This is a genomic window from Halorarum salinum (assembly GCF_013402875.1).
Classification (GTDB): Archaea; Halobacteriota; Halobacteria; order Halobacteriales; family Haloferacaceae; genus Halorarum; species Halorarum salinum.
Genome location: NZ_CP058579.1, coordinates 2,050,841 through 2,072,822, shown reverse-complemented (window position 1 = coordinate 2,072,822; position 21,982 = coordinate 2,050,841). Strand labels below are relative to the sequence as shown.

The following is a 21,982-nucleotide window of genomic DNA, read 5'->3' as shown; positions in this document are numbered from 1 at the left end:
CCTGTTGATTTTGTTTCTCGGGATGAATCTTGCGTGGATTGAATTAGCCTATGATGTAGTGACGATGGTGTCGCCTGCAACGCAGTTGGGATGGCCGGTGCCGTTGATTGGGTGGAGTATGACGGCGCATCAGTGGTTCTGGACACACTTTGCTCTGGCAGGGGTTACAGTGGCCGTGTTAATTTACACGTATCATCTATGGCCTCCAACGGAGCTTCCAAATCAGGCGGCCAAGGGTGGTTCGCGGTGAACCGGTTCGAGATCGAGCACACCGCCTTACCGGATGGAACACGGTGCGGCCACATCGCGGTCGGGCATACGGAGGACCACGCTGAACGCGAGCACCTGCATCACTGCCTGGTTGATCACGAGTGGAGTGACGACGCCGAGCAGAAGATCCGGGATCGGATCGACGAGCTGGAACGCTAGTCTCCCGAGAGGGGTGGTCTGGGGGTGTGCGTATTATTGTGTCGCGGCCCGTCTGTTTCTACAGAGAGTGGATGAGCGAGCACCGAGTCACGATCACGCGGCGCGGGGTTGCAGTCACGAAGTGGGAGCCCGGGGACTCCGACGGTATTCACGAGCGCCTCGGGGTTACCAAGGATGAGTTCCCGGATGAGTGGCCGGTGCTGTTGGCGCAGTGTTCGTGCGGGCTCACGTTTGAGGGTGCGGATGCGGCGTTCAACCATTTGGATGCGGTTGCTGCCGGCGAATTCGACACCACGGCCGGAGACGACGAGAGCGAAGACGCAGCATTGGACGCGGGAGACGCGGATCACGTGGCTCTCGTGGACATGTTCGACGGCCCGGAGTTCGGAACGGGGAGTGGCCCGGTCAGCCGCGTGCTCCAGATCGAGCCGCAAAATGAGCTGTGGTCGTTATGGACGGCGTGGCAATTGTTGACCTTGGTGCGGAACGGGATGATGGACGCCGAGGTCGAGTACGACGCGGTGGTGTATCGGGCATCGCCGGATGACACGTTGGTGGGGAAGGATGGCCGGTTATCGCCGGGAACGACCGTGCTCCGGTTACCGGAGATGGGGGTGATCGCTGATTGGGTGCCGGCTGGCCGACCGGTGCGGGTGACGAACGCTGAGCGGGCACCGTACATCATCCAAGACGCGCCGAGTGACGCCTCGGCCTTCGGGAATCAACGCTAACTCCCAAACAGCGCACATCCTCCTCCCTACCGGGACGAGCTTGCCAGTCCTTGAAGTAAACCCCGAAGAGAGGTCGGGGCGAATACCGGTGCTTGTCTCAGTCGGATGTTGGCAGGGCGGTGAGTGTCGCAGTCTGTGGGTTCTGCTTGTCCGTGAGTTGAATGGGGTGGAGGTGGTCGGCGGTATGTCGCGGCTGCTGTGGACTATGCGGTAAGCGGAGCGGCGGGATTTACTGACCGAGTGCCGGGTGTTGGAGCGGGAAACTCCGGTTTTGGGAATGCCGTTATCCGGTGTTTTCGCGGGTGAGAGGCCGTTTACGATGGTCGTTACTGTGGGTAACGTATATAAATCTACATATCAGAGTGTGTAATAAAGGTGACACACCACCAATGGATACAATCAAAGAAATACTCCACATCCACGGCATCGCGTCCGTGGCCGAGATGACCATTGACGACTACATCAAACTTGACGTAGACGGCTTCATGCCGCTGTGCATCGAAAAGGTCGGTGACTCCCAGATTTCTGTCGCCCACTACTACGTGCAGAACCACGACTACATGCGTGACCCGGAGATCGTTTTCGAGGTACTGGACGATGGCAATTGGGTTCCCATCGAGTACATTCAGGATCCGTTCACGTACGAGTACGATGAGAACGGGCTTATCGCGGCGATGGCGTTCGCGGTGAACACGTGGGATAAGAACATCCAGGAGCAGGGATTCGTGGAGGCGGCCCGTGCGGCCGTCTCTTCTTCTCCTGCTACTTCACAGGAGGAGGTGAGCGCGTGATGCATCCGAAGCAGGACGAAGATGTTTCGCACGATGTGCCGGACCGCATCGAGGACGCTCTTCGGAACCGGAAACCCGCGAAATCGGTGTTCGTACCGGGTGATACCCAGTGAGTGCCGAACAGAAAGAAGTGGTCGGGATTGTCACGGCCTACTATCCGAGCGAAGGCGAGAATGACCCGTACAACGTGTACGTGGATAGTGAGGACGGGAAGTTCTCCACGTTCACCGCTGAGACCGCTGACCCCATCGAGGAAGGGGTGAAGGTGGCGTTCGTGGCCGTCCAAAACAAGGGGCATTGGAACATCAAGGACGGGACGGTGGATGTGGTCGATACGGACCCTGACATCACCGAACCCGAGACGGAGGCCGATGCGGGTGGTAGTGAGGTGTTTGAGTCGCCGCGTGCCCGGAGCATCCGGTGTAATGTGGCGTTGAAGCAGGCCCGCGAGCTGTGCCAACCGATGCTTACGGAGGATGTGTCCGAGGCCCGGTTCGAGGAAATCCGGGCGACGGTCTTGGAGACCGCGGACGTGTTCGCGGAGAAACTGGCCGAGCTAAACCAGCAGGCCGGGGGTGATGCCTGAATGCCGGACGAACAGTACTTCGCGGTCATCAACGACAACCACACACCAACAGCACCCGAGAACGACGTGTGCATCCCATTCTGCCTCGACGGGGCAGGAAACCCAATCATCGTCGAGGAGAAGGAGGACGCGTTGTGGCTTCGGGATCGGACACGGGACGGGTATGATAACCCGGCCATCAACGTATACCGCGTGACGCTCCACGAGGAAGCCATCGAGCGCGAGGGAGACGGAGGCGAGGCGTGATGTCTCGCCCTTCCTCCCCATCTAACGACGCATCACTGTGTGCCACCTGCGGTGAACGCCCGGCTATCGCGGCCCAAGTGCCGTGGGGGAAAGACGAATGCAAACCGTGTAGAGAGAAGACCGGACGCTGCAAGAAGTGCGGCGCGAACCGGAACGACTGCTGCTGTTAGGTGATTGCGTGGAAGAGAAATCACTGGGAGCATTTTTCGGCCAGTCAGGACGGGCGACATACGCGTGCCCAGACTGCGGTCGGTCAGCACCGTACGACGTTGAGCGGATGATCGGGAAAGGGAGTTTCACCTGTCCGAGTTGCCGGGTAGATACGGACAATCCGCCGCTGTTGGAACGAGTGGGAGAGGTGCAGCAGTGATGCAGGCGAAGGTGAACGGGTGGCAATTTCCCCGCATCCAATGCCGGTCGAACTGGACCGGCCGATTCTGCTGTGCGGGAATCGCTGCCGTCGAGGACGTGTATCGAGACGATGATGGCCGTGTGTATGGTGCCGCGTACCGCTGTGAGTTCGGTCACGGCTGGACGATGTTCGTGGATAGCGGCCAACTCAGAGACCTTGATACGGACCACGTTGTGCAGGATGACCGTACCATCTTGGATCGGTGGGCGTGCCGCCAGTGTACCGATGACCGTGGAAAACCGAAGCTGGTGATCTGGCCGGTCAGTACCGAAATCTGCCTCCACTGTGAGCAAGGAACCCGGTACGACTGTCTTGACTGTGGAAACCAGCTCCGGGCTGATGAAACCGTGTATGAGGAAGGTGACGGCTTCCTGTGTGATGCGTGCTGGACGGACCAGCACACTGTCCCGGCGAGTGAGGTGCATCCGTGATGGCCGATGATGCAGCGTTCGACCCGGACCAGATTCGTGCAGAGCTGGACTCCATCCGTGCCCGGGCCGAAGAACTGGGCGCACCGGACGCTCGCAGGACTAACGAGTACAGTGCGTGGAAAGAAGACGTACTGGACCCGCTCCGACGCATCACGTCTCTGTCTGGGCCGCTGGTGACGGCGGCGTGTGATGCCGGGCTCTTACCGGAGAACACGGGGACATCAGTGATGTCCGTTAAGCGGTGGCGCAAACAGATCGAGATGGCTCGGGACGAAGATCTGTGCCTGTTCCTGCTGCAGTTGATCAATGAGCGCGGGGTGGAGTTCTGGGCGCGGTACCACTGCTACGATGATGTGGACAAGTTCATCGAGGATGTGGATGCCGGAGAGGTAGGCAGCGGTAGCGAGAAGAACGTGGTGCGGACGCGACAGTGGCTGCAGAAGCAGGATGTGCCAGAGGAGATGCCCGCTCGGCAGGCGTCGTTGGATGGCTTCTGACCATGCGGTTACCCTCGGTAACGTATATAAATCTACATATAAAGTTATTAATACAAGGTGACACACCACAATGAGCGACAGCACAGGCATATCAGACGTAATCTCGTGGCTTGAAACCACGGCAGAAGGAGCAAACAAACCCGTAGAGCAGGCTATTCACGAAGCTCAAAGCGCGGAGGACCTAGCCTTCCGCTTGGAGAAAATCGCGGGTGAGGCATAATGCGGAAACCGTGGAGCGCAACACCGACCGGTATCCACTATTTCACCGGGGCGGCCGACCGGTTCCTCATCGTCGATACCTGCCAGAGCATCCTGCTCGAAGTCGAGAGCGAGGCCCGCCACGTCGAGATCGGGGACGAATTCATGGGTGGGACGGTCGAGGATGTCCTGGCCAAACACCACGGTAGCAGTGAGGCGTACGAGCTGATGGTCGACGGCGAGAGCGTGACGGTCCGCAGTGACCGCGTCATCTCCTACAACACGCGGCCGGTCACCGACTCCGACGTACTGGCCGACGATCTAGAAGCGTGTGACAATTACAATCCAGACAACGGTGATGACGCAGCGAGTGAGAAGGGTGGTGCCTAGTGAAGCTCCCCGGCGCAGAGGAAACCGTCAATGACGATATCTTGGCCCTCATCGACGAAATTACAGAGGACCAGGACAAGCTCATACGGTTCACAATCAAGCCACCGAAGAAGGACGAATCGGTCACCGTCGACGTCACCTACGCGTTCAACAGCGAAGGAAGAGACATCTACGCACTGTTAACTCCAGGAGTTTTCCGTCGTACCAAGTATCGGACGCGACAGGCCCTCCACAACAACATGCTTGACGGGCTTGAAGCGGAGATTCTTGATTGCGGCAATCTCGAGGATGATGATCGAAAGCGCTGGTTCAACCGCATCACGGCTCAACAGGACCCTATCGAACACGTCTACGTATTCGTCAAAACGACGGACGACGGCCGGTACAAAGACCGGTGGGAGTATTATCGCGGCGAGTCCGAGGACGAGATCCGGGAACGTGAGGATCTTCCCCGGCCAGCTGAGGACGAGAAGTGGGTGTATCACTGTCTGGGGAACATCACGGAGCTCCGGAAGACGGCTGGCGAGTATTCCTTCAATCTGCGGCAGTTCTGTGGTTCTATTCCGATGGAACTCCGGTGGATGACCGGCGACGAGGAGTTGCAGGAACTTCGGAAACGAGCATCAGAGGGTGGTACTGATCGCTGAGGCCACCGTCTACTACCTGAACTGGGACCGCGAACAACGGGGCGATGCCGCCCAGCTATTCCACGACCTCCACATCGAGGACACTCCCGACCGGTTGAGTCGCGAGGAGTTCGACCAACTGTACTGCGAAGTCATCCAGGTCGATGGCGTGGACAACCCCGAACAGGTCTGGGAGCAGTGGAACCGGGGCAGCCGCCGCGAATCCGAGGCATTCCTCTCACTGCGGTACTGCGAACGCTGCGACACCTACATCGAAGGAATCGCAGAAGGCGTCACCCACGCGGTGCAGAACCACGGGTACGACGCCTTGACCGAGACTGGCGAACCGGACTACGTGCGCGGGGAGCGCAGTATGTCGGTCGGTGATATCGTGGTGATCGATGGCACGTACTACGTGGCTGCGAGCATCGGGTGGGATGAGATCTGTATCAACAGAGAGGGTGATAACTGATCGTCCAGAAAATCATCATCAACACCTGCTTCGGTGGCTTCGGCCTCAGCGAGACAGCGATCGAACTCCTTATCGAGGAGTACGGCTGGGAAGTGACCCATTGGGAGGATGGCGAATATGCCGATCCAGACGCCGACGTTGTTGACAACACCGACAGCGAGCAATACCGGAAGTATCCGTCGGTCCATCCGAAGTACTACCTTGCCAAGGACTCGTGGGATAAAGACCTCCGGACGGACCCCGATGTTATCGAGGTTGTGGAACGGCTCGAGGACGATGCGAACGCAGATCTCGCTGACCTGAAAATCGTGGAAGTCCCCGAGGGCGTGGAGTGGAAGATCGATGAGTACGATGGGGCAGAACACATCGCGGAGAAACATCGGACGTGGTCCTAATGTTCGCAGAGAAAGAGAAGGGTGAGGCATGAGATGGGAGAGCTGCTACGGTTCGTGAATTGGACCAAGAAAGAATACTTGAACCTACCAGGAGCGCACAAAGCGCGAGAGATAGCGGGTAATCGGTTTTCGAACCGGATTATCACGAACTACCTGTTGATGTCCGCCCACAGGGAAGATGCCAAGGTATCCTTTGTCGGGGACGATTTCGACCACAGATACGAGGACCTGCTGGAAGAGATAGCAGCCGATAACTCTGAATGGATGGATGCTACCGCTGAAACGCTATACTACATGATGGAGGACGGATGGAAGCCCGATAAGAGCCAATACAGTTACGTAATGAAGCAATTCGAGGATGCTGGTCGGCTCAAACACTTAGCCAAGTTCCTAGAAAAGTGGGCAGACTTAGAATCCGGACAGGAGGGTGAGAACGCTGATTGATCAATGCTGTAAACGAGATTGCCCAGAAACGGCCCGGTACTACTACGAGACAAAGGAAGGCGATGGAACGTGGTCCTGTGAGGATCACCGAGAAGAGTGCCGTAACCGGGACGACGTAATTGCGGATAGCGAAACAGACTATGAAAAAGAGTATCAGACGGTGTAGGTTTCCGAGGGAAAGACGATGAGTGATGAAAGCGTAGTTGTGGCAGGTGTTGCTGGCGGCGCTTTATTCGGTGCCTCGCTTGCAGAAGTCTTCGGCGGTGGAGGCGGCATGATTGTCGGCGCACTGCTGGGCTATGTAGTTTCCCGAGACAATGATGCGGACGAGTAGCTGGTTGGACCAGGCTCGTTCACTGTGGCTGGCACCCCCAAACTGCCGTGCGCCGCAGCGCGTGTTGGTTACAACTGCTTCGTACACGTGCCCGGAAGGGAGACCGAAAGACGTGGCGGAGAGGAACACCTATGCGTTCGGGGTTGACCCCCGGCGGCCGCACTCATCCCCCTAGACGCCGGTGTACGGTCCACTCCCCCGATCATTTCCAGTGGTGTGTCACTGGCATTGTAGTCACACAGGACCGGACCCGGCGGGGGAACGAACACAGGAGGTGAACAACACACAATGGGAACAACGAAATACGAAGACGCGATCCGAACACGGTTCGAGAACTTTTGCGACGACCACGGATTTTCGCGGAAATACGTGGCCACCCGCGGCATTGAGATGTTTATGAACAGCTACGAGGCCAACGAAGACGGTGAGGACACTGGACGCGATTAAGCAGGCCCGGGACGCGGAGGACCTGACCGAGGTCGAGGGCAAACCCGGCTTATTCGTCATCGAACCGTTGACCACGCATCGCGGCGAGGCCTACTATCTGGACCTGCGAGACGGGTTCGCCTTCTACGGCTACGACGAGGCCGACAAGCCGATCCGCGGCAGTGACAGGGAAGAACCGCCAACCATCGTGAAGGAGATCCGCGCCCATCACATGGCGGAGGGCACCGCCAAACTGGCCAGATTCGTCGGCAAACAGGGTGCCACCGATAATCAGTGATGACGAGTACGACCCCTCAGACATCCACGGGCGGCTCTGTTGAAATCATCTCCTTCAGATATAACACAGCGTGTAATATCCGGTACGTGGGTCTGCTTATGAATCAATGAGTTTCGCTTGGTCCTGGAGGACCGTCTCGTGCTCTTCGACTGCATCCTCATGAGCCTCGATGTCTCCTTCGTCGCGGTCGGCCAGTTCCTGTAAGCGGTTTTCTTTCCCGTACAGGACGATGGTATCACCCTCTCGAATCTCCGTGTCTGACCCTGGTGCACCGATGTAGTCGTCGCCCCGCCGGATGCCGAGCAAGAGGACGCCTTCGTCGGAGAGGTTCATCTCCTCAGCGTCCCAGTTCGAAAGCCAGTCGCTCTCCCGGACGTCGACTTCGGCGATTCGATACTCCCGTTGGAGACCGAGCATCCGGGTATAGTCGGTGAGAGCGAGGTCGGTCGTTCCACTGAGCGCCCGTTCGATGAGCGGCGTCATCACCCGGTTGAGCCAGTGACTCCGCGCGAGAATGATGAGCAGCCCGACACCGCCGAGGATGGACGCCAGCGTGACCGCGTCATTCGCGTTGGTCCGAGTAAACGAGAGGGTGAGGGAGGCAAGTGCACCCACGAGCCCGATGCTTCCAAGCCTAATGAGCGCCTTCACCACCGTCCGTCGCTGAGGCGTCGAGGTCACCTGCTCGGCCTCGTCGGTCGTGAATCCGGTGCCGGAGAACGCCGACATCGACTGAAACGACGCAACGTCCGGTGAGAGGCCGGTCATCCTGAACGCGACCGACCCGATGCGGATGATGAGCACCGAGAGGGCGAAGATGACCAGGACTGAGAGGATTCGATACGTCGCGACCATGTGAACACGTGACGCGGGAATGCCCAAAAAGACGTAGCCTCGCGAATCTTCAACGTTACATCCTTCACCTATGCAATTCGTACCGATAAGGCTCTCAACTGTATTGACCGCAGCCTAGACAAGATGTGTCATATTCTGAAGATTCAAACAGAGCCCCATGGGCCTAAAAATCCTCAGTCGGCATAGATATCCCGTTCGGACTGAACCCTCGAATATCCTGCTGGGTTGATCCAACCGGACCGTGCGGCCGAGCTTCATAACTCGCATTCAGCGACCAATTTTCAACCGTCTCATCCGCATCCACGGTCTCAAGAAGGAACAAGTACGTCGCCTCCCCGACATATGCATCACCGACAGCGAATCGATCATTCGAGCCGAACATCGCTCCTGAAACGCCATCGTCCGGGTGCTGCTCATTCAGCTTCATCATTTCCTCAGCAATCGTCACTGTCGCATCCACCGCTTCAATCGCCGCCGAACTCGTCCCCAGACTGGCAACACTCAGCGCGATTCTCCCGGCACTGAGCGCCAGCTCAACGTTCCCATCCTCCTCCTTCGGCACAGGAACCATCTTCGCCAATTTGATACCTGGGCCGGCAATTCGCCCCTCTTCGTTTATCGTCAAGTTTTCCACCCCGATATGCAGCGGGCCGACCTCCTGCAACCCTGGTGGGGCTGCATCATTCCCGGTCCCTTCTATGGATACCTCGACGCAGGCCTGCGTTGGACTCGCAGCGATCGGGGTGAACTCTACGTTGTAGGCGTGTTCATAGTCTGGGTCGGGCGGCAGTGCACCGGTTTGCACGCTCTGTGCGCGGATCGTTCGGTACCGGCGTCGGCCAGGACCACCACAGCCCCAGCACGTTCCCCCGCCCAACACGAGTGCGATGTTCTCGAGCGGTTCCGTCCGGGGTTCCGGCACTGTCCACGACTCGTCGTCCCGGTGCACGTGGATGACGTTCTCCTCGAGGTCCGGGATCAACTGATACCTGTACCACTGCCGGTTCTCCCGGGATGACCCTACCTCGAACGAGTCACCCTCGGAGTTCCATACGGTGATCTGGTCGTTGTACGCCGTGTCTGCAAGCCCAAGCCGGACGTTATTCCGGGTTGGCCCCCAGTCTTTTGGCCCACCGCTTACTGCGAGGGCGCCCACGCCGGCGGAGGTGTCGGTCGCGCCGCCTTCGAACTCCAATGAGAGAGGCCACCTCAACGTGCCCTGGTCATCGTCAACCGTTTCATCCGCGTACAGTGCATTATCCCCTCGACTGCCGGCCGAGGTTGACGGCGTATAGAGGACTTGGCCATTCTCTTCTGACCAAAATTCGGGGTGATCGACGTCTGTCCAGTCTAACTGTCCATCATTGAAGTCGTCGGAGAAGATTTCCTCGCCTCCTGATTGCTGATTGTTGGTCGTCGTAGCGGACTGCGGATTCTGGGTATCGTTCCATGAGGACGGTTCTGAGAGTTCCTGGTGGAGGAGTGGATTGATTATGAAACCTGCTCCTACGCCGCCGAGGACGACCCGTCTACTTGTGTTGTTGCTACGTTCATTGTTATCATGTGGCATAGGAATGGAGGTACCATTTGGTCAATTATCGGTGTTGTGACAGGGTGATTGCAGGAGACTTCTCGCTTACATCTCTGTACTTCTCTTCAAGATATCTGACAGTGTCAGACCCGGTCTGGAGGGGTGGGGCGCCTAGTATGTGTCCTGCAGCGAACGAATCGGTTCCCACCCGTCTTCTGCGAACCATTCCCAGTCGTCCCACCCGTTCCAGCTATCGTGCCACTCATCAGGCCGGATGATTTTGTCAACTTCTCTTGCAGCTCCGGAGGGCGATCGTCGATCACCGTGAGGATCAACGATGCGACCATCTTCGACGGTTGCTATGTATTCGAATCCGTTTGCTTCCAGGTGCTGGAATCGGAGCCCGGTTCCATCGGGCAGCATCGGGAGTTCTGGGCGTGCCATGCTCCTTCATATGGTAGCTGGCGGGATATCTTTTGGCCGGAGGGTATCTCCTGAGTCGCCGGGTTGTTTGTCCGGAATCAAACCTCGGATGCGGAGGATACGTTCTACTGGTTGGAGGCGGTGCTGCCGCAGAGTGACGGTGCGACCCGGGAGGGGTGCGGCGGTGGCGGCGTGCCGGCCGCGACGACATACTGGCGGCCGTCGACAGCTGGATGACTACTTTTGTGGTCGGGGTTGCGGAGGCGTCGAAATTTCGACCGAAATACCTGCGTCCTGCATCGCCCGTATCCCGAAAAAGTAGGACGTCAGGTATTGTGTGGTCCCGCCCAGAACATCTCCTCGAACCCCTTCTTCGATCTCCTCCGTCAAGACCACCGATATAAGCGAACCAATCTCAAATGCCAGCGGGAGCGGATGATGGAACTGCACGTTGTCCATGGGGGTTGGACGCTGCTGATCTGCGACTTCCATGATCTGCTCGATATTCTGGCGGTACACTGCGTCCAGTTCCTCCAGGATCTCTGCAGGGAAGAGAAACGAAATGAGAACCTCAGCGCTCTTCAGCGGGTCTTCGCCGTCTCCATGTTCCTCCAGTAGATCAACCAGTTCGTCTGTCGTCGGTGTCTCTTCTAACTGGCTGAGGATGGAAGCATACTGTTCGTCAGTCGGGGATGAAGAGAAGAAGGTGTACAGTGTTGCAAGCCCTGAGATCGGTGCAACGATTTTGCCGACGGTCCCGATCGAGTTGAGCCCTTGTTCGGGCGTGATGGCGGGAAGCAGAATGAGAATGGAATCATAGTAGGTCGCGAAGCCGATGAGGAGGAGTGCTGAAATGGAGAGAGTCAACCAGAGGCGCCAATCATCTTTGTCGAGTGTGATCTCCATGGGTGGTAGGGTTACGCCGGGGTTGCGTATTTTTCGGGGAATCCCGGACAATACTTGAAGGTTCTGTGACTGGCTGATGGGTTAGCCGTTGATCGCAGATATTTCGGTGGTGATGACAGCGCAGCCGTACACGATTCAGGAGAACGTGCGAATACTCCTGGCTGCACTCTTGGCCGACGATGTTGCCCGATTCAAGGAGTAGCTGGGTCCGCAGTGAACAGCACCGCGCTCCAGTTTATACTGCCTGGACGTCCACATCCCCGTCACCAGTCACTGTCACCCGGAACTCCTCGATGTAGAACTGGATCCGGGTTTCGGGCCCGGTCGAGGCAACCACCTGGCTTACCGCCTCACTATCGATCACGTCATACAGTTGGTAGTCGTTCCGGTCCAATCCCTGTGCTTCGAGCTGCTCGACGATACGGTGTGTCAACGATGGCGTGGTGGTCGGCATTGGTTGGGTACTCCGTGATGTCCCGTGGAAGCCGGTTCTTGGGGTCATTCCTCTTCTGCCTTGTTAACAAGTCCGCTTAGTCCGGCTGCTATGCGGCGTGGGATCTGTGCTCCGAGACTGGCTGCACTGAAAAACAGGGTGTAGACGACGAGGCCGATGGTCCGGACCACTCCCTCGACCTGTCCGAGGGGGCCTGGTTGGGTGTGCGTGGGACCGGTGGCCGCCCCGATCTGGTGCAGTAACGCGTCGTAGAAGTCGGTGAGCTGCGCGTCTGCATAATGCGGGACGGTCTCCAGGGCGGCGAAGTAGTGGTAGAGGTCGTGGCCGATGGCGACGGGCCAGGCACCGGTTTCCGGGGCGATGATTTCGGCGGCGTATGCGAGCATCAGGAATCCGGCTACTGCCTGTAGGACGAGGCGGCGGGACTGTTTGCGTTCGGAGGGGTCGGTGGATCGGCGGGCGATGAGGGCGTAGTAGGCGGCGGCGAGTAGGATGAAGCCGGCGGCCAGTTCGATGATCTGTTTTTCGGTGAGGGGGATGACCGGGCGGTCGCCCGCTGAGTGTGAGAGCAGGAGGGTGGTCGGGGTCATCGGTCGTCGGGTGGCTGGATGTCGATGGTGTGGTCGGTGTCGGTGTCTCTGTCTCGGTGTTTGTTCTGGGAGCGGTCGAGCCAGTCTGGGTGGTGGAGGCGGTTCTGCCAGTCGGTGAGCTGTTTTTGTATCCGGGTGGTGAGGTCCTCGAGACCGAGGTCGAGGCCGGGTTCGGGGGTTCTTCGCAGGTAGAGGACGGGCAGTATGATGATGAGGAGGCCGGTGAGCAGGAGGATGATATCGACGATGATGATGAAGGTCAGTGTGAGTGTGGTGGCGATCAATGCGGGGTACAGGTCGGCGTCGTTGGTGGGGGTGAGGGAGGTGGCTAGCCGGTAGCTGCCGATGAAGGTGAGGGCGATCAGTAGGGTGCCGAGGAGGGTGATGAGTCCCACCATGGTGCGGGGTGTCTGTTGCAGTTGGAGGGTGGGACTGTGTAGCAAAGGCGTTTGCGGTTGGTGAACTACAGGTGTGACAGGACGCTAGGTGATGGGATGGTTCATCGAATAATGAAGTATGGCGGGATAGGGTACCGGAACTGGCGGAACCGACACACAGACCCTCTTAAACCGGCAACACCCAGTTTTTCCCACAGCGGAGGCACCGAGGCATGGATATCACGAAGGCCGCACGGCCACCACGGCAGGACACACCGGCAGTGGAAGAACTCACCGCGGACATCCTGCGGGTGAAACCGCGGCAGGTCAGTCGGAACGGGAACGCGTACACCTTGCTGGAAACCCCGTTCGCAACCCAGGTGTTCGTCTGGGATCGGCGGTGGCGCCGCGAGATCGAGCAGCACATCGGGTTCTACTTCTACTTGGATGCCCGGCTGTTCGTGCGGAATCAGACCCCGGATGCGGAGGATCCGTTCTATTGGCTTGATGCTGTGGTGCCGCAGAGTGAGGCTGCGAGACGGATGGTACAGCGACGCTGGGAGCGGGATGGTTGCGAGGAGTTGGTGGTGGCTGTCGACGAACTGTTATAAAGGAATTCGTGGCCACAGTAGTACGTGATAACCTACGGCGAGAACGACCTCTATACCGACCGGTACGGTGCTACAGGTGATTTGGTGGACCTGTATCGTGAACGCCTGTCTGGCGGCCACACCTCGTACATGCAGGAGTTGCTGGGCGGCCACGACTCGTACATCGAGTCCGTGCTGGATGGTGACAGCAACGACTACAGCGCCGCTACAGAGACCGTTCATCTGTACACCGATGCCGGTGGGGATGCCTATGGCGGTGGTGGACTGACCGTGATCCAGGTGATCTATCAGGGGATGTACGATCCTGAGTACTGAGGCACTGGTTCAGGCACTCACTGATTTAAAGATGAGTACGAAAACGCGGGCAGAAGAGTTCGGACAGAAAACAGGTGCAGACGATGACTGACGAGATTACAACGAAAATTTCATTGGCGACAGTTCGACGCAAACTCATGGAGTTACGCGGCCTCGAAGTCAACGAGACATTCATTGACGAGTTCGTTGAGGATCTACGAGATGTCGCAGAAGGCGGAGACTCTGCATAGGTTTCCGAGGGAAAGACGATGAATGCGTGGACTGAGACGATACTGGCAAGCATCCTTATAACGGGGTGGAATGCTGCAATCGCCTACGTAGTTATCCGAGACGAATCGTAGAAAATGTCCGGCAAGGTTTGAGGCTCAACAAAAACAGAAGAAGAGATCTACTCCTGGGATGTTGAGTTCGATGGAGCGCCGTGGCAACTCATAGATCTACAAATCCTCTTGGTCCACGAACCTCCCTCATCGTCCCGGACCATTCCGAATCAGTCAATAATTTGATTTCTATATAAATAATCCATAGTTCTTACCTTAGTGACCAGTATGGAAAAACGTGCTTGGTTAGTATCATCTATCGGGAGTTGACTCCCAGTGAGTAAACATTCCCATCCGCACTGCCGACGCAGACAGTTCGATCGACAACGGCGGGAGAAGAGGAAATCCAGCCATCCGTTTCAAAGTTCCATCGTTCCGTTCCGTCATCCGTGGAAACCGCATACACGTTCCCATCGCCACTCCCCAAATAGACAGTTTCACCCGCTATCGCGGGAGACGAATCCACACTGTCCCCTGTCTGGAATGACCACTGTTCTCGGCCGCTACTTGCTTCCAGAGCCGATAATCTTCCATCTCTACCTCCTACATAGACCGTATTCTCATTGATTGCAGGGGAAGCAAACACTCCGTCGGTGGTTTGGAAGCGCCATTGCTCAGTTCCTTGCTCTGTATCTATCGCATATACATTGGTATCGGTTTCCCCACTACCGATATAGACAGTGTTGTTGGCGACCGCTGGCGAGGAATTTGATATCGGACCACCAGTTTCGAATCGCCAACGCTCAGTTCCGTCACTCACTTGGATCGCATAGACGTAGTGATCCAAACTACCAACGTAGACTGTTCCGTCGAGGATAGCCGGAACTGTGTTTACAAATCTATCCGTTTCGAAATGCCACCTCTCGGTCCCCTGAGCCGTGTCCAGCGCGAACACCCCCTCAACACTACCGACATAGACAGTGCCGTCAAGTACCGTCGGCGTAGAGTATCCCCCGGCAGCTTTCGTTTGCCACCGGATCGAACCAGTCTCCGCATCTATAGCATAGAAAGAGATCTCGCTTGAGTCAAAATGCTCTCGATTTCCAATATAAACAGTATTGCCCGCGACTGCCGGGGAGGAGACTAACTCGTTATCAGCACTGAATCGCCACTGTTCAGTGCCATCGCTCGCGTTCAGAGCGTACAATGTTCCTCCACTATTTCCGACATAGACGGTGCCGTCAACCACGGCCGGTGATGAGGTTACTGGGTCGCCGGTCTGGAAGCGCCACTGTTGGATCACGTCGGCGGTTGGACCGGTAGTGGTAGTGACCCCGGTGTTGGCAGCGTCAGCCTGGAACATCGCCCATGTGCCGTTCACCGTATTACCGCCGCCATTATCTGGTTCCGATGACGTATTGACTTCGAGTTGTTTCCCAAAGCGGAATGATCCGGCACCGGCTTCCCATTCAGCTTCAGCAATGAATCGTACGGGGTCTGATCTATCAGACTCAAATCGGACAGGCACGCCAAAACAGACGGCAGGAGATTGGACAGACCTAGAGAAGTATCCCCGGCTGATCAGATCATGGGTGTTCCTACTTGGCCGCTCAAAAGAATCTGGATCGGCGAAGGAGTCTCCGATACTCCCCGAATCTTCTATTACCTGTTCAATCATTGACCCAAAAAAGCCATTAACTAATCCGAGAGCTTCAGTACCAGGAATAGGAACAGCACCTAGAAGATTGTCGAAGATCATGTCCGCGAGCCTATTTCTTCTTTCTTGAAACCGTTGACGCTGCTCTTCGTCCGACTTGGTAAATACTTCATATTCCTGATCTGCGAGTGGAACGGTACGGATTGGTATGGCCGGATCTCGAAGAGAGTGCCACTGGATAACGGTGTCTTCATCCCGAAGTTCCACCACGTGGACTTGCTCATCCAGATCTCCTTCAGTATAGCCAACAAAAACTTGCTCAGGAAGCGTAAGCGAAAAGATGGCTTCTTCCGGTGCACCCCTATCTACTTCTAATTTGTCAATCTCCCAAGGAGCGACCCCCACGCGAGTTCGAACATCGACGAGTTCGATATACAGCGTTTGGCGGTTAGGGTTACCCGGATCGATCCATCGCCAAAATGAGACTGCTGTGTTTATTCCACCACGGGTGGGACCGAAGATGAGTTCCTGATTAAGAGTTATTTGTTGGTTGGACTCGAACGGTTCGACTCCATGAAAATCTGGTCGCACACCAATCCACTTATTCTCTCCTTGTCGTTGTTCTGCGGCCAGTAGCAGGTTATCTTCGATGGAGTTGACCGGTAATTCTACCCGGCCGTTAGAATCAACAGGAAATGATTGGTGACTATCTGATTCGGAGACGTCAATAATTCTAACTTCGGCTTCTATTGCGGGTTCTCCGCCTATACGCAACACCTGTTTTCTGGTTACGTCTGTTTGGCTCCTGGCGGGAATGATCGTTTGGCATCCCGCCGTGGCGACCGCACCTAGACTCAAGAAGTGACGTCGCGGTAGAGTTCTCTTCATATCTTGGTTTTCGATATCGGGTGACAATGGCTTAGTTATAATCAGATAATTTATAGAATTCAGGTTTTATTGAAATCCTCTTCACGTCTTACGATTTTGCAAAGAAACGAGTTTCCAATTGGGTTCGTTAAAACCGGTGGGATGAGTAGCTTTCCTCAATGTCATCTTTGGAGAATTTCAACAGAGCCTTACGCAGCGGCCGGTGCGGAGACCTCCGGTGGCGGACTGACCATCATCCAGGTGTTTTACCGGAGGGGTGTACGAGCCTGAGTATCGGTAGCTTAGGAGCCTGTGGATTAGTTATAAAAGATTCATCTGTTCCTGTAGGAGTAGGAGGGGATACTAATTTCAAATCAACTTGAGTGCTCCAACTGCGATTACCAGTGGGAGCCTCGCAAAGACGAACCAAAGAAATGTCCACACTGTTCTATCTCAAACCGCTACGCAGACTTCACACCCGTTGAGGGTGATGCCGATGAGTGACCAGGACACTGATCAGGAGCCAATACTCGTTGGTAAACTCCAGGAAGCACTCTCGGTCGAGGATCTCCATCGAGTGAAGACAGCGTTGAACGGCGCCGGATTCGTTATCGACGAGCACCTGGCCGCAGGCACGATCACCATTCGACGCCCGGGACCGGACGACACTATCGACGACACGGACGAGTACCCTCACTGGACCAACGACCAGATCCAGGAACAGATCGACGACGCGCTGAAACGCTTCGAGAAGAAGCTGGACCAGCTCATCGAAGAACCGGTGAACGACGAGGAAGACAACCGGGTTACACCGGCACAGCACCAGAAGCTCCGTGAAGCAGTGGACGCCGATAAGCTGGAACAAGAACAGGACGAAGAAACGGACGAAGCGGACGCGAACGAGGAAAACGGAGACGCCGACGACAGTAACGAGGAGCGCACCAACGAACCCACGGACGAGGCACCCGATGAGACCACTGCCTCGGTCACAGCACGGCGAGTCGCCCGCCTCGAGAACAAGATGGACCACGGCACCGCCTACACCAGTCACGAACTCGCGGCCATCGCCTTCGACATCGATGAGGACGAGGTCGGTGCCAGCGAACGCGGCACACTCAGCCAGCTCAAAGACCGCACCAGTTTCGCTATCAAGTCCGTACCACACCCGAACGGCGGGACGAAGAAACTGTACTACCGCGGCCGGAAACCGGAACTGCTGGGTGACCCGGATGATGACGCAACGGACAGCGACCCCGACGCCGACATGTCGACGTATACGCTGTCTGAATTCCGTGAGCTCTCGACGGCGGACCGGGCTGACATCATCTACGACGTTATCGCGGACGAGCAACCTGTCGGTGGCGTGGAGCTCGCCCAGCACGTGTTCGGCGGTGACGCAACATCCGGGACCTCGATGTACCAGGAAGTGTTGAACCGGATCAACCAATGGCTCAGCGACCGGGTAGAATCGACGGATGATGGCTATGTCACCGTTGACGAGGCTGAGTCCGAAGGTGATGCAGGAAAAAATCGGCAGGGGACGCGTCCAGGGTCAGTGACGACTCAGGCGTAGTCCCCCTTGCAACCAGTACGGCCACAGCAGACACAGACACCGATGAGGACGGTGCGTACGAGTGCCGTGCTGACAACTGCTCTCGGGCCTTCGATAGCCACAATAGCCGTACCAGTCACGAAGGCATCGTCCACGGCGGTGTTCAAACCGTTGAGAAGGTCCGTCGAGAAGAATCGACGATCTTCGAGGTCGTAGACTCCTCGGCATCCGGTAGCTACCTCTGTTGCCTGTGCGGGGCTGCCTTTTCCAAAGGTGACCAGGCGCAGTGGCACGAATGGACCGAACACGTTCCCGATGCAGCGAAACAGGATGCCGACGGGAAGAAAGTCCACAACCGGTTGTCTGAGCTGGACGATGAGGTGATTGACCCGCACTGGCTGGTGATCTACGATGCTCGCGGGACGAACTGGACGCACCCGAAAGAGATCGAGGGCAAGAAGCGGCGGATCGAGCGCATCCTCCGCGACCATGAGTACACCCTGACGCTCAGAGAACTCCACGAGGAGATGTTGCTGGACAGTGAGAAGGCGCCTAACAAGGAGAGCTGGATATTACGGGACGAGGTTCGTGACCTGCTCGATGAGATGGTGGACGAGGGTCGGATCATCCGGAACGGCAGAACGTGGGGGCATCCGGAGGCCGAGGCGTTACCGGCTTGACGGCCGGCGTTCTTTTTCTTTCTTCTCTCTACCAGCGACACAGATAATTTGATGCCGGTATTGACGATGCTGAACGCTAAAACATTCGGAATGCTTTTCTCGGTGCAGTACGAACACGAGTGTATGATGCGCCGTTTCGCACTGGTCGGGATCGGGATTTTCCTCGCAGCAATGGCAGTGTCCACCGTTTTGTCGTGGCCACTGGCTCCGGGAGAGTGGTGGATGATGCTCGTCGGGGCGGCCGCATTCACGGTTTTTGCGCTCCTCACCGTTTGGTGGCACATCGAATCCAGGTCGCTTCCACCCCGGCTACAGCAGGGATTGAGTATGCTGCTCGTAGCTGGGATGGTGGTGTGGGGCGGGTGGGAACTGTTTACGAGGCCGTCACTGCCGATTGCATTGGTAACCGGGTTCTGGCTGGTGATCGGCGGCGTGGGGGTATGGCCGGAGTTGCGGCGGCTCCGTGCCACCGGGTGACCGGAGCGGTATCCTGGTGCGCGAAACGGGGAAGACAGGCCGTGACCAATACATGCCCCAAGCGATGAAATCATACGCTGAGGTCCAGCGGGACGCCAAGCTCCTCGGCCATACGCAACGGGTGAGTCGGCACTTAGAGGAGGCGATCTTCTATGCCGGGCTGGGTGAACCTGAAGCAGCGATGCTCGCATTTGAGCAGGCCCAGACCGCATTAGACCGTGGACGGGCGTTTCTTGAAGCGTCGCTTGAAGAGGACTGACCTGGAACCGGGACGGAAATTACGGGAGTGAACCGCTGGCCCGTTGGAGTGATGCACCGATACCAGCGATTGGTGAGTGTATTTACGTCTTGGCGAAAGTCGGGGCAGTATGCGTGAACTGTACCACTTATTCGGTCATGCACGCGGCCATTTTAAGCAGCATCACGAGCAGCAGTGGAATGACATCGCTGCGAAGATGAAGGGCCGCGTCCTCGCCAATCTCAGTCTACTCTTGGTGGTGTTGCTGGTTGTCGCCGCGTGGCATTCAGTTGTGAACCCTGTTCAGTTGTCGAGTCTGGGGATTGTGATTGTGGCGCTGGGAGCAACGCGGCTGGCGCTTACCTCGGCACACACCCATATGCGAAAATTCTACGAATCAACCCGCTCGCCAGAGGCGATTGAGGAGACAACGGCTGAGTACCGGGTCAGAGTTGGGGGGATGGTGGTGGATGCGTTCAGCGGGTTCGTCCTTGTTGCGGTTGGGTTCTCAGTGCGAGTGGCTGCGGAACTCGCGTGACAGGGAGGGCCGTCTCAGAGCCACGGCCGATATCCCCCGCCGCTCCAGTGAACGAGCTAATTCTGGCCTCTAGAACGAGTGCAGTGAACGGTAGGAGCATATTGAGAGCGGACGACATCCTTGTGCATCTCTATCACAGAGCTTTTCATCGTGTCAAGCTATTTCGGGCTAATGGGATTCGATCAGGAAGAAATCGAGGAACGTGTTGATGAGCAGGCCGAGAAGGTGGAGGAAAGACTAGAGCACATTCCGGATGGCCAGACAATGCCGGACCGGGAGGACATGCTTCTGGCCTCGGCCAAGAAGTTCACATTGGGCATCGTCTTCATCGATATCAACGACTTCTCCAACTACTCCAGCGACAACCCGGAGCGGGACGTGTTATTCATGCTGAACCTGTTCATCCCGGAAATCATGGAGATCGTCCGTGACTACGATGGCTACTTCGAGAAGAACACTGGCGATGGAATCCTTGCTTACTTTGGCGTCGGTAAGGACTATCCAACCATCAGTGAAACCGTTCTCGAGTATATTGCTACCGTGAAGTACGCCTTGGCGAATCACGTGAATCCCACGTTGGAAGACCACGATATCGAACCCATTACCATCAGTGGCGGGGCTGGAATCGGTAAGAATATCCATGTCTCCAGGATCGGCAAGCACAGTCTGAACCGGCGAACTGCCGTTGGAACCACAGCAAACAGCGCTTCCAAACTTGAGGACATGGCGGAGACCAACCAGTATTTCGTGAACGAAGGTATCCACCGGCACGCGGATAAAGAGGATGGCTGGGGACAGTACTTGACGGACAAGGGCCGGCTTGAAGGGTTTAGGTGGGGAAGCGACGATTCAGGCTGGGAGACACAACACTACTACAACTTCAGCGGAATCTGGACTGGCACCGAGACAGACAATTTGCGGTAACAGGTACTAATGCCAGATATTTCTCCTGATGACCTGGTCACGCGGACTCATGATCATCTCAACCAGTACATTTCACTGGCGGATAACAAGGCGTCAATCCTGCTCACGGCACAAGTGGCGTTTCTGGGGCTGTTCGCAAACGCTGTGAGCAACCTCTCGATCGAGGCGCCGATCGTGTGGTGGAGTGCCCTTATGAGCGCGGGGTTCACCGTGATTGGGGTGTTCCTCTCGGGGTGGGTCGTGTATCCTCGGACCCCGAAACCTGAGACTGGCCTCTTTTTCTGGGAAAACATCGTCGAGTATGATTCGAAGGAGACGTTCCGGGAGGAGTTCGAGCAATTGGAGGATGGGGGACCGCGAGAAGAATTGATCGAGGAGAATTATGATCTGGCCACGGTGGCGCACAACAAGTACCATTTTCTCCGGTGGTCGCTACGGCTCACGGCCGGGACCGTTGTATTTGCGGTGATTGCTGGAGTGGTTTTCTTGTTCTTTTAGCCCGTTGTTCTTGAAGCGGTACCTTGCATTCAGTGCTGGGCAGAGGAAGTACACACCATTAATGCCGTGGCGTTAACGAGAAGACGGTATGGCTGACGATATTCCTGACGACCTCCCGGACGACCTTGCTGACAGCGACTATCACCCGTTCTACTTGGGAACCAACGAGGAGGAAGGCGAATGTGTCCATCACGGCCCGATGGAGGAACGCAACCTCGTGGTGAAGAACGGCGGCCACATCCACGCGGTTCAGGACGAGGCAGCACTGTATTTCTGCCCGGAGTGCTGTGTTCAGCTGGTCTATGACCGGACGGGCCGCGACGTCGGGCAGGGAGAAGCAGTCCAGATCATGTCCGGGCGGCTGCGGGAGAGCTGGGACGAGATCAAGTCCCTGTTTGTGGATCTCGGTCCGGGTAATATCGATGGGGACACGCTCCTATTTGATAAGCAGCCACCGGAGGAGCAGATTCCGCAACACATCTACGATGACGGTGACTGGTATATCGCCGGCCGGTGAGGGGGA

Annotated in this window: 32 protein-coding genes; 24 read left to right on the top strand and 8 right to left on the bottom strand. The window is 56.8% G+C overall.

Annotated elements, in window-relative coordinates; translation table 11 throughout:
- The first annotated feature begins 246 nt into the window (after nt 1-246).
- The 14 genes from HUG12_RS10125 (at nt 247) to HUG12_RS10055 (ending at nt 7,706) form a co-directional block, all read left to right on the top strand.
- Complete coding sequence (locus HUG12_RS10125) at nt 247-429, top strand: hypothetical protein (RefSeq protein ID WP_179268649.1); 183 nt, start codon at nt 247-249, stop codon at nt 427-429.
- A 71-nt stretch (nt 430-500) separates the two neighbouring features.
- Nucleotides 501-1,160: a hypothetical protein gene (locus HUG12_RS10120; RefSeq protein WP_179268648.1), complete on the top strand. Its 660-nt coding sequence runs from the start codon at nt 501-503 to the stop codon at nt 1,158-1,160.
- 389 nt (nt 1,161-1,549) lie between these two features.
- Complete coding sequence (locus HUG12_RS10115) at nt 1,550-1,951, top strand: DUF6908 domain-containing protein (RefSeq protein WP_179268647.1); 402 nt, start codon at nt 1,550-1,552, stop codon at nt 1,949-1,951.
- Between the two features lie 109 nt (nt 1,952-2,060).
- Nucleotides 2,061-2,537 (top strand): hypothetical protein, encoded by a 477-nt coding sequence (locus tag HUG12_RS10110; protein ID WP_179268646.1) that lies wholly within the window; start codon nt 2,061-2,063, stop codon nt 2,535-2,537.
- Nucleotides 2,538-2,783 carry a hypothetical protein gene (locus HUG12_RS10105; protein WP_179268645.1) on the top strand — a complete coding sequence of 82 codons (246 nt, stop codon included), beginning with the start codon at nt 2,538-2,540 and terminating at the stop codon, nt 2,781-2,783.
- Nucleotides 2,784-3,625: 842 nt separating this feature from the next.
- Nucleotides 3,626-4,123 (top strand): hypothetical protein, encoded by a 498-nt coding sequence (locus tag HUG12_RS10100; protein WP_179268644.1) that lies wholly within the window; start codon nt 3,626-3,628, stop codon nt 4,121-4,123.
- A gap of 70 nt (nt 4,124-4,193) precedes the next feature.
- Entirely contained in the window at nt 4,194-4,343 is a 150-nt protein-coding gene (locus tag HUG12_RS10095; RefSeq protein ID WP_179268643.1) for a hypothetical protein, read from the top strand.
- Complete coding sequence (locus HUG12_RS10090) at nt 4,343-4,711, top strand: hypothetical protein (RefSeq protein WP_179268642.1); 369 nt, start codon at nt 4,343-4,345, stop codon at nt 4,709-4,711. Before HUG12_RS10095 ends, HUG12_RS10090 begins: the two co-directional genes overlap by 1 nt.
- A complete protein-coding gene (locus HUG12_RS10085) occupies nt 4,711-5,358 on the top strand; it encodes a hypothetical protein (RefSeq protein ID WP_179268641.1) in 648 nt (215 codons plus the stop codon). Before HUG12_RS10090 ends, HUG12_RS10085 begins: the two co-directional genes overlap by 1 nt.
- Nucleotides 5,342-5,809: a hypothetical protein gene (locus tag HUG12_RS10080; RefSeq protein ID WP_179268640.1), complete on the top strand. Its 468-nt coding sequence runs from the start codon at nt 5,342-5,344 to the stop codon at nt 5,807-5,809. The genes HUG12_RS10085 and HUG12_RS10080 overlap by 17 nt, the downstream gene beginning before the upstream one ends.
- A gap of 92 nt (nt 5,810-5,901) precedes the next feature.
- Nucleotides 5,902-6,204: a hypothetical protein gene (locus HUG12_RS10075; protein ID WP_179268639.1), complete on the top strand. Its 303-nt coding sequence runs from the start codon at nt 5,902-5,904 to the stop codon at nt 6,202-6,204.
- 159 nt (nt 6,205-6,363) lie between these two features.
- Nucleotides 6,364-6,648 (top strand): hypothetical protein, encoded by a 285-nt coding sequence (locus HUG12_RS10070; protein ID WP_179268638.1) that lies wholly within the window; start codon nt 6,364-6,366, stop codon nt 6,646-6,648.
- Nucleotides 6,649-6,832: 184 nt separating this feature from the next.
- The gene (locus HUG12_RS10065) at nt 6,833-6,982 is read left to right on the top strand and encodes a hypothetical protein (RefSeq protein ID WP_179268637.1); all 150 of its coding nucleotides are present in this window, start codon (nt 6,833-6,835) and stop codon (nt 6,980-6,982) included.
- A gap of 424 nt (nt 6,983-7,406) precedes the next feature.
- Nucleotides 7,407-7,706 carry a hypothetical protein gene (locus HUG12_RS10055; RefSeq protein ID WP_179268635.1) on the top strand — a complete coding sequence of 100 codons (300 nt, stop codon included), beginning with the start codon at nt 7,407-7,409 and terminating at the stop codon, nt 7,704-7,706.
- Nucleotides 7,707-7,802: 96 nt separating this feature from the next.
- Here HUG12_RS10055 and HUG12_RS10050 read toward each other — a convergent pair whose 3' ends face one another.
- From HUG12_RS10050 to HUG12_RS10020, 7 genes are all read right to left on the bottom strand, one after another.
- Nucleotides 7,803-8,561, bottom strand: coding sequence for a TrkA C-terminal domain-containing protein (locus HUG12_RS10050; RefSeq protein WP_179268634.1), 759 nt, complete (start codon nt 8,559-8,561; stop codon nt 7,803-7,805).
- Nucleotides 8,562-8,724: 163 nt separating this feature from the next.
- Entirely contained in the window at nt 8,725-10,131 is a 1,407-nt protein-coding gene (locus HUG12_RS10045) for a hypothetical protein (RefSeq protein ID WP_179268633.1), read from the bottom strand.
- Nucleotides 10,132-10,263: 132 nt separating this feature from the next.
- Complete coding sequence (locus HUG12_RS10040; protein WP_179268632.1) at nt 10,264-10,536, bottom strand: hypothetical protein; 273 nt, start codon at nt 10,534-10,536, stop codon at nt 10,264-10,266.
- 216 nt (nt 10,537-10,752) lie between these two features.
- Nucleotides 10,753-11,421: a hypothetical protein gene (locus HUG12_RS10035; protein WP_179268631.1), complete on the bottom strand. Its 669-nt coding sequence runs from the start codon at nt 11,419-11,421 to the stop codon at nt 10,753-10,755.
- 235 nt (nt 11,422-11,656) lie between these two features.
- Nucleotides 11,657-11,875, bottom strand: a complete 219-nt coding sequence (locus HUG12_RS10030; protein WP_179268630.1) for a HalOD1 output domain-containing protein — start codon at nt 11,873-11,875, stop codon at nt 11,657-11,659.
- A 44-nt stretch (nt 11,876-11,919) separates the two neighbouring features.
- The gene (locus tag HUG12_RS10025; RefSeq protein ID WP_179268629.1) at nt 11,920-12,465 is read right to left on the bottom strand and encodes a hypothetical protein; all 546 of its coding nucleotides are present in this window, start codon (nt 12,463-12,465) and stop codon (nt 11,920-11,922) included.
- Entirely contained in the window at nt 12,462-12,860 is a 399-nt protein-coding gene (locus HUG12_RS10020) for a hypothetical protein (RefSeq protein ID WP_179268628.1), read from the bottom strand. The genes HUG12_RS10025 and HUG12_RS10020 overlap by 4 nt, the downstream gene beginning before the upstream one ends.
- A gap of 215 nt (nt 12,861-13,075) precedes the next feature.
- On the opposite strand from HUG12_RS10020, the gene HUG12_RS10015 reads away from it, so the two are divergent.
- Together HUG12_RS10015 and HUG12_RS10010 are read left to right on the top strand one after the other, a co-directional pair.
- The gene (locus tag HUG12_RS10015; RefSeq protein ID WP_179268627.1) at nt 13,076-13,453 is read left to right on the top strand and encodes a hypothetical protein; all 378 of its coding nucleotides are present in this window, start codon (nt 13,076-13,078) and stop codon (nt 13,451-13,453) included.
- A gap of 24 nt (nt 13,454-13,477) precedes the next feature.
- A complete protein-coding gene (locus HUG12_RS10010) occupies nt 13,478-13,768 on the top strand; it encodes a hypothetical protein (protein WP_179268626.1) in 291 nt (96 codons plus the stop codon).
- Nucleotides 13,769-14,344: 576 nt separating this feature from the next.
- Here HUG12_RS10010 and HUG12_RS10005 read toward each other — a convergent pair.
- Complete coding sequence (locus tag HUG12_RS10005; RefSeq protein WP_179268625.1) at nt 14,345-16,543, bottom strand: outer membrane protein assembly factor BamB family protein; 2,199 nt, start codon at nt 16,541-16,543, stop codon at nt 14,345-14,347.
- A 505-nt stretch (nt 16,544-17,048) separates the two neighbouring features.
- Here HUG12_RS10005 and HUG12_RS10000 point away from each other — a divergent pair.
- From HUG12_RS10000 to HUG12_RS09970, 8 genes are all read left to right on the top strand, one after another.
- Nucleotides 17,049-18,125, top strand: a complete 1,077-nt coding sequence (locus HUG12_RS10000) for a hypothetical protein (RefSeq protein ID WP_179268624.1) — start codon at nt 17,049-17,051, stop codon at nt 18,123-18,125.
- Nucleotides 18,126-18,484: 359 nt separating this feature from the next.
- On the top strand, nt 18,485-18,784 hold the full coding sequence (locus tag HUG12_RS09995; RefSeq protein WP_179268623.1) for a hypothetical protein: 300 nt from the start codon (nt 18,485-18,487) through the stop codon (nt 18,782-18,784).
- A 123-nt stretch (nt 18,785-18,907) separates the two neighbouring features.
- Nucleotides 18,908-19,261 (top strand): hypothetical protein, encoded by a 354-nt coding sequence (locus HUG12_RS09990; RefSeq protein ID WP_179268622.1) that lies wholly within the window; start codon nt 18,908-18,910, stop codon nt 19,259-19,261.
- Between the two features lie 52 nt (nt 19,262-19,313).
- Complete coding sequence (locus HUG12_RS21470) at nt 19,314-19,520, top strand: hypothetical protein (RefSeq protein ID WP_218836297.1); 207 nt, start codon at nt 19,314-19,316, stop codon at nt 19,518-19,520.
- A gap of 109 nt (nt 19,521-19,629) precedes the next feature.
- Nucleotides 19,630-20,037, top strand: a complete 408-nt coding sequence (locus tag HUG12_RS09985) for a hypothetical protein (RefSeq protein WP_179268621.1) — start codon at nt 19,630-19,632, stop codon at nt 20,035-20,037.
- A 171-nt stretch (nt 20,038-20,208) separates the two neighbouring features.
- Nucleotides 20,209-20,961 (top strand): adenylate/guanylate cyclase domain-containing protein, encoded by a 753-nt coding sequence (locus HUG12_RS09980; RefSeq protein ID WP_179268620.1) that lies wholly within the window; start codon nt 20,209-20,211, stop codon nt 20,959-20,961.
- A gap of 9 nt (nt 20,962-20,970) precedes the next feature.
- Complete coding sequence (locus tag HUG12_RS09975) at nt 20,971-21,459, top strand: Pycsar system effector family protein (RefSeq protein ID WP_179268619.1); 489 nt, start codon at nt 20,971-20,973, stop codon at nt 21,457-21,459.
- A gap of 88 nt (nt 21,460-21,547) precedes the next feature.
- On the top strand, nt 21,548-21,976 hold the full coding sequence (locus HUG12_RS09970) for a hypothetical protein (protein WP_179268618.1): 429 nt from the start codon (nt 21,548-21,550) through the stop codon (nt 21,974-21,976).
- The last annotated feature ends 6 nt before the right edge of the window (nt 21,977-21,982 follow it).

Bases quoted from the DNA above. Each gene is read 5' to 3' on its own strand.
- HUG12_RS10120 (WP_179268648.1), top strand. From the start codon at position 501: ATGAGCGAGCACCGAGTCACGATCACGCGGCGCGGGGTTGCAGTCACG.
- HUG12_RS10115 (WP_179268647.1), top strand. From the start codon at position 1,550: ATGGATACAATCAAAGAAATACTCCACATCCACGGCATCGCGTCCGTG.
- HUG12_RS10105 (WP_179268645.1), top strand. From the start codon at position 2,538: ATGCCGGACGAACAGTACTTCGCGGTCATCAACGACAACCACACACCA.
- HUG12_RS10100 (WP_179268644.1), top strand. From the start codon at position 3,626: ATGGCCGATGATGCAGCGTTCGACCCGGACCAGATTCGTGCAGAGCTG.
- HUG12_RS10095 (WP_179268643.1), top strand. From the start codon at position 4,194: ATGAGCGACAGCACAGGCATATCAGACGTAATCTCGTGGCTTGAAACC.
- HUG12_RS10090 (WP_179268642.1), top strand. From the start codon at position 4,343: ATGCGGAAACCGTGGAGCGCAACACCGACCGGTATCCACTATTTCACC.
- HUG12_RS10070 (WP_179268638.1), top strand. From the start codon at position 6,364: ATGTCCGCCCACAGGGAAGATGCCAAGGTATCCTTTGTCGGGGACGAT.
- HUG12_RS10065 (WP_179268637.1), top strand. From the start codon at position 6,833: ATGAGTGATGAAAGCGTAGTTGTGGCAGGTGTTGCTGGCGGCGCTTTA.
- HUG12_RS10050 (WP_179268634.1), bottom strand. From the start codon at position 8,561: ATGGTCGCGACGTATCGAATCCTCTCAGTCCTGGTCATCTTCGCCCTC.
- HUG12_RS10045 (WP_179268633.1), bottom strand. From the start codon at position 10,131: ATGCCACATGATAACAATGAACGTAGCAACAACACAAGTAGACGGGTC.
- HUG12_RS10040 (WP_179268632.1), bottom strand. From the start codon at position 10,536: ATGGCACGCCCAGAACTCCCGATGCTGCCCGATGGAACCGGGCTCCGA.
- HUG12_RS10035 (WP_179268631.1), bottom strand. From the start codon at position 11,421: ATGGAGATCACACTCGACAAAGATGATTGGCGCCTCTGGTTGACTCTC.
- HUG12_RS10030 (WP_179268630.1), bottom strand. From the start codon at position 11,875: ATGCCGACCACCACGCCATCGTTGACACACCGTATCGTCGAGCAGCTC.
- HUG12_RS10025 (WP_179268629.1), bottom strand. From the start codon at position 12,465: ATGACCCCGACCACCCTCCTGCTCTCACACTCAGCGGGCGACCGCCCG.
- HUG12_RS10015 (WP_179268627.1), top strand. From the start codon at position 13,076: ATGGATATCACGAAGGCCGCACGGCCACCACGGCAGGACACACCGGCA.
- HUG12_RS10000 (WP_179268624.1), top strand. From the start codon at position 17,049: ATGAGTGACCAGGACACTGATCAGGAGCCAATACTCGTTGGTAAACTC.
- HUG12_RS09990 (WP_179268622.1), top strand. From the start codon at position 18,908: ATGATGCGCCGTTTCGCACTGGTCGGGATCGGGATTTTCCTCGCAGCA.
- HUG12_RS21470 (WP_218836297.1), top strand. From the start codon at position 19,314: ATGCCCCAAGCGATGAAATCATACGCTGAGGTCCAGCGGGACGCCAAG.
- HUG12_RS09985 (WP_179268621.1), top strand. From the start codon at position 19,630: ATGCGTGAACTGTACCACTTATTCGGTCATGCACGCGGCCATTTTAAG.
- HUG12_RS09980 (WP_179268620.1), top strand. From the start codon at position 20,209: ATGGGATTCGATCAGGAAGAAATCGAGGAACGTGTTGATGAGCAGGCC.
- HUG12_RS09975 (WP_179268619.1), top strand. From the start codon at position 20,971: ATGCCAGATATTTCTCCTGATGACCTGGTCACGCGGACTCATGATCAT.
- HUG12_RS09970 (WP_179268618.1), top strand. From the start codon at position 21,548: ATGGCTGACGATATTCCTGACGACCTCCCGGACGACCTTGCTGACAGC.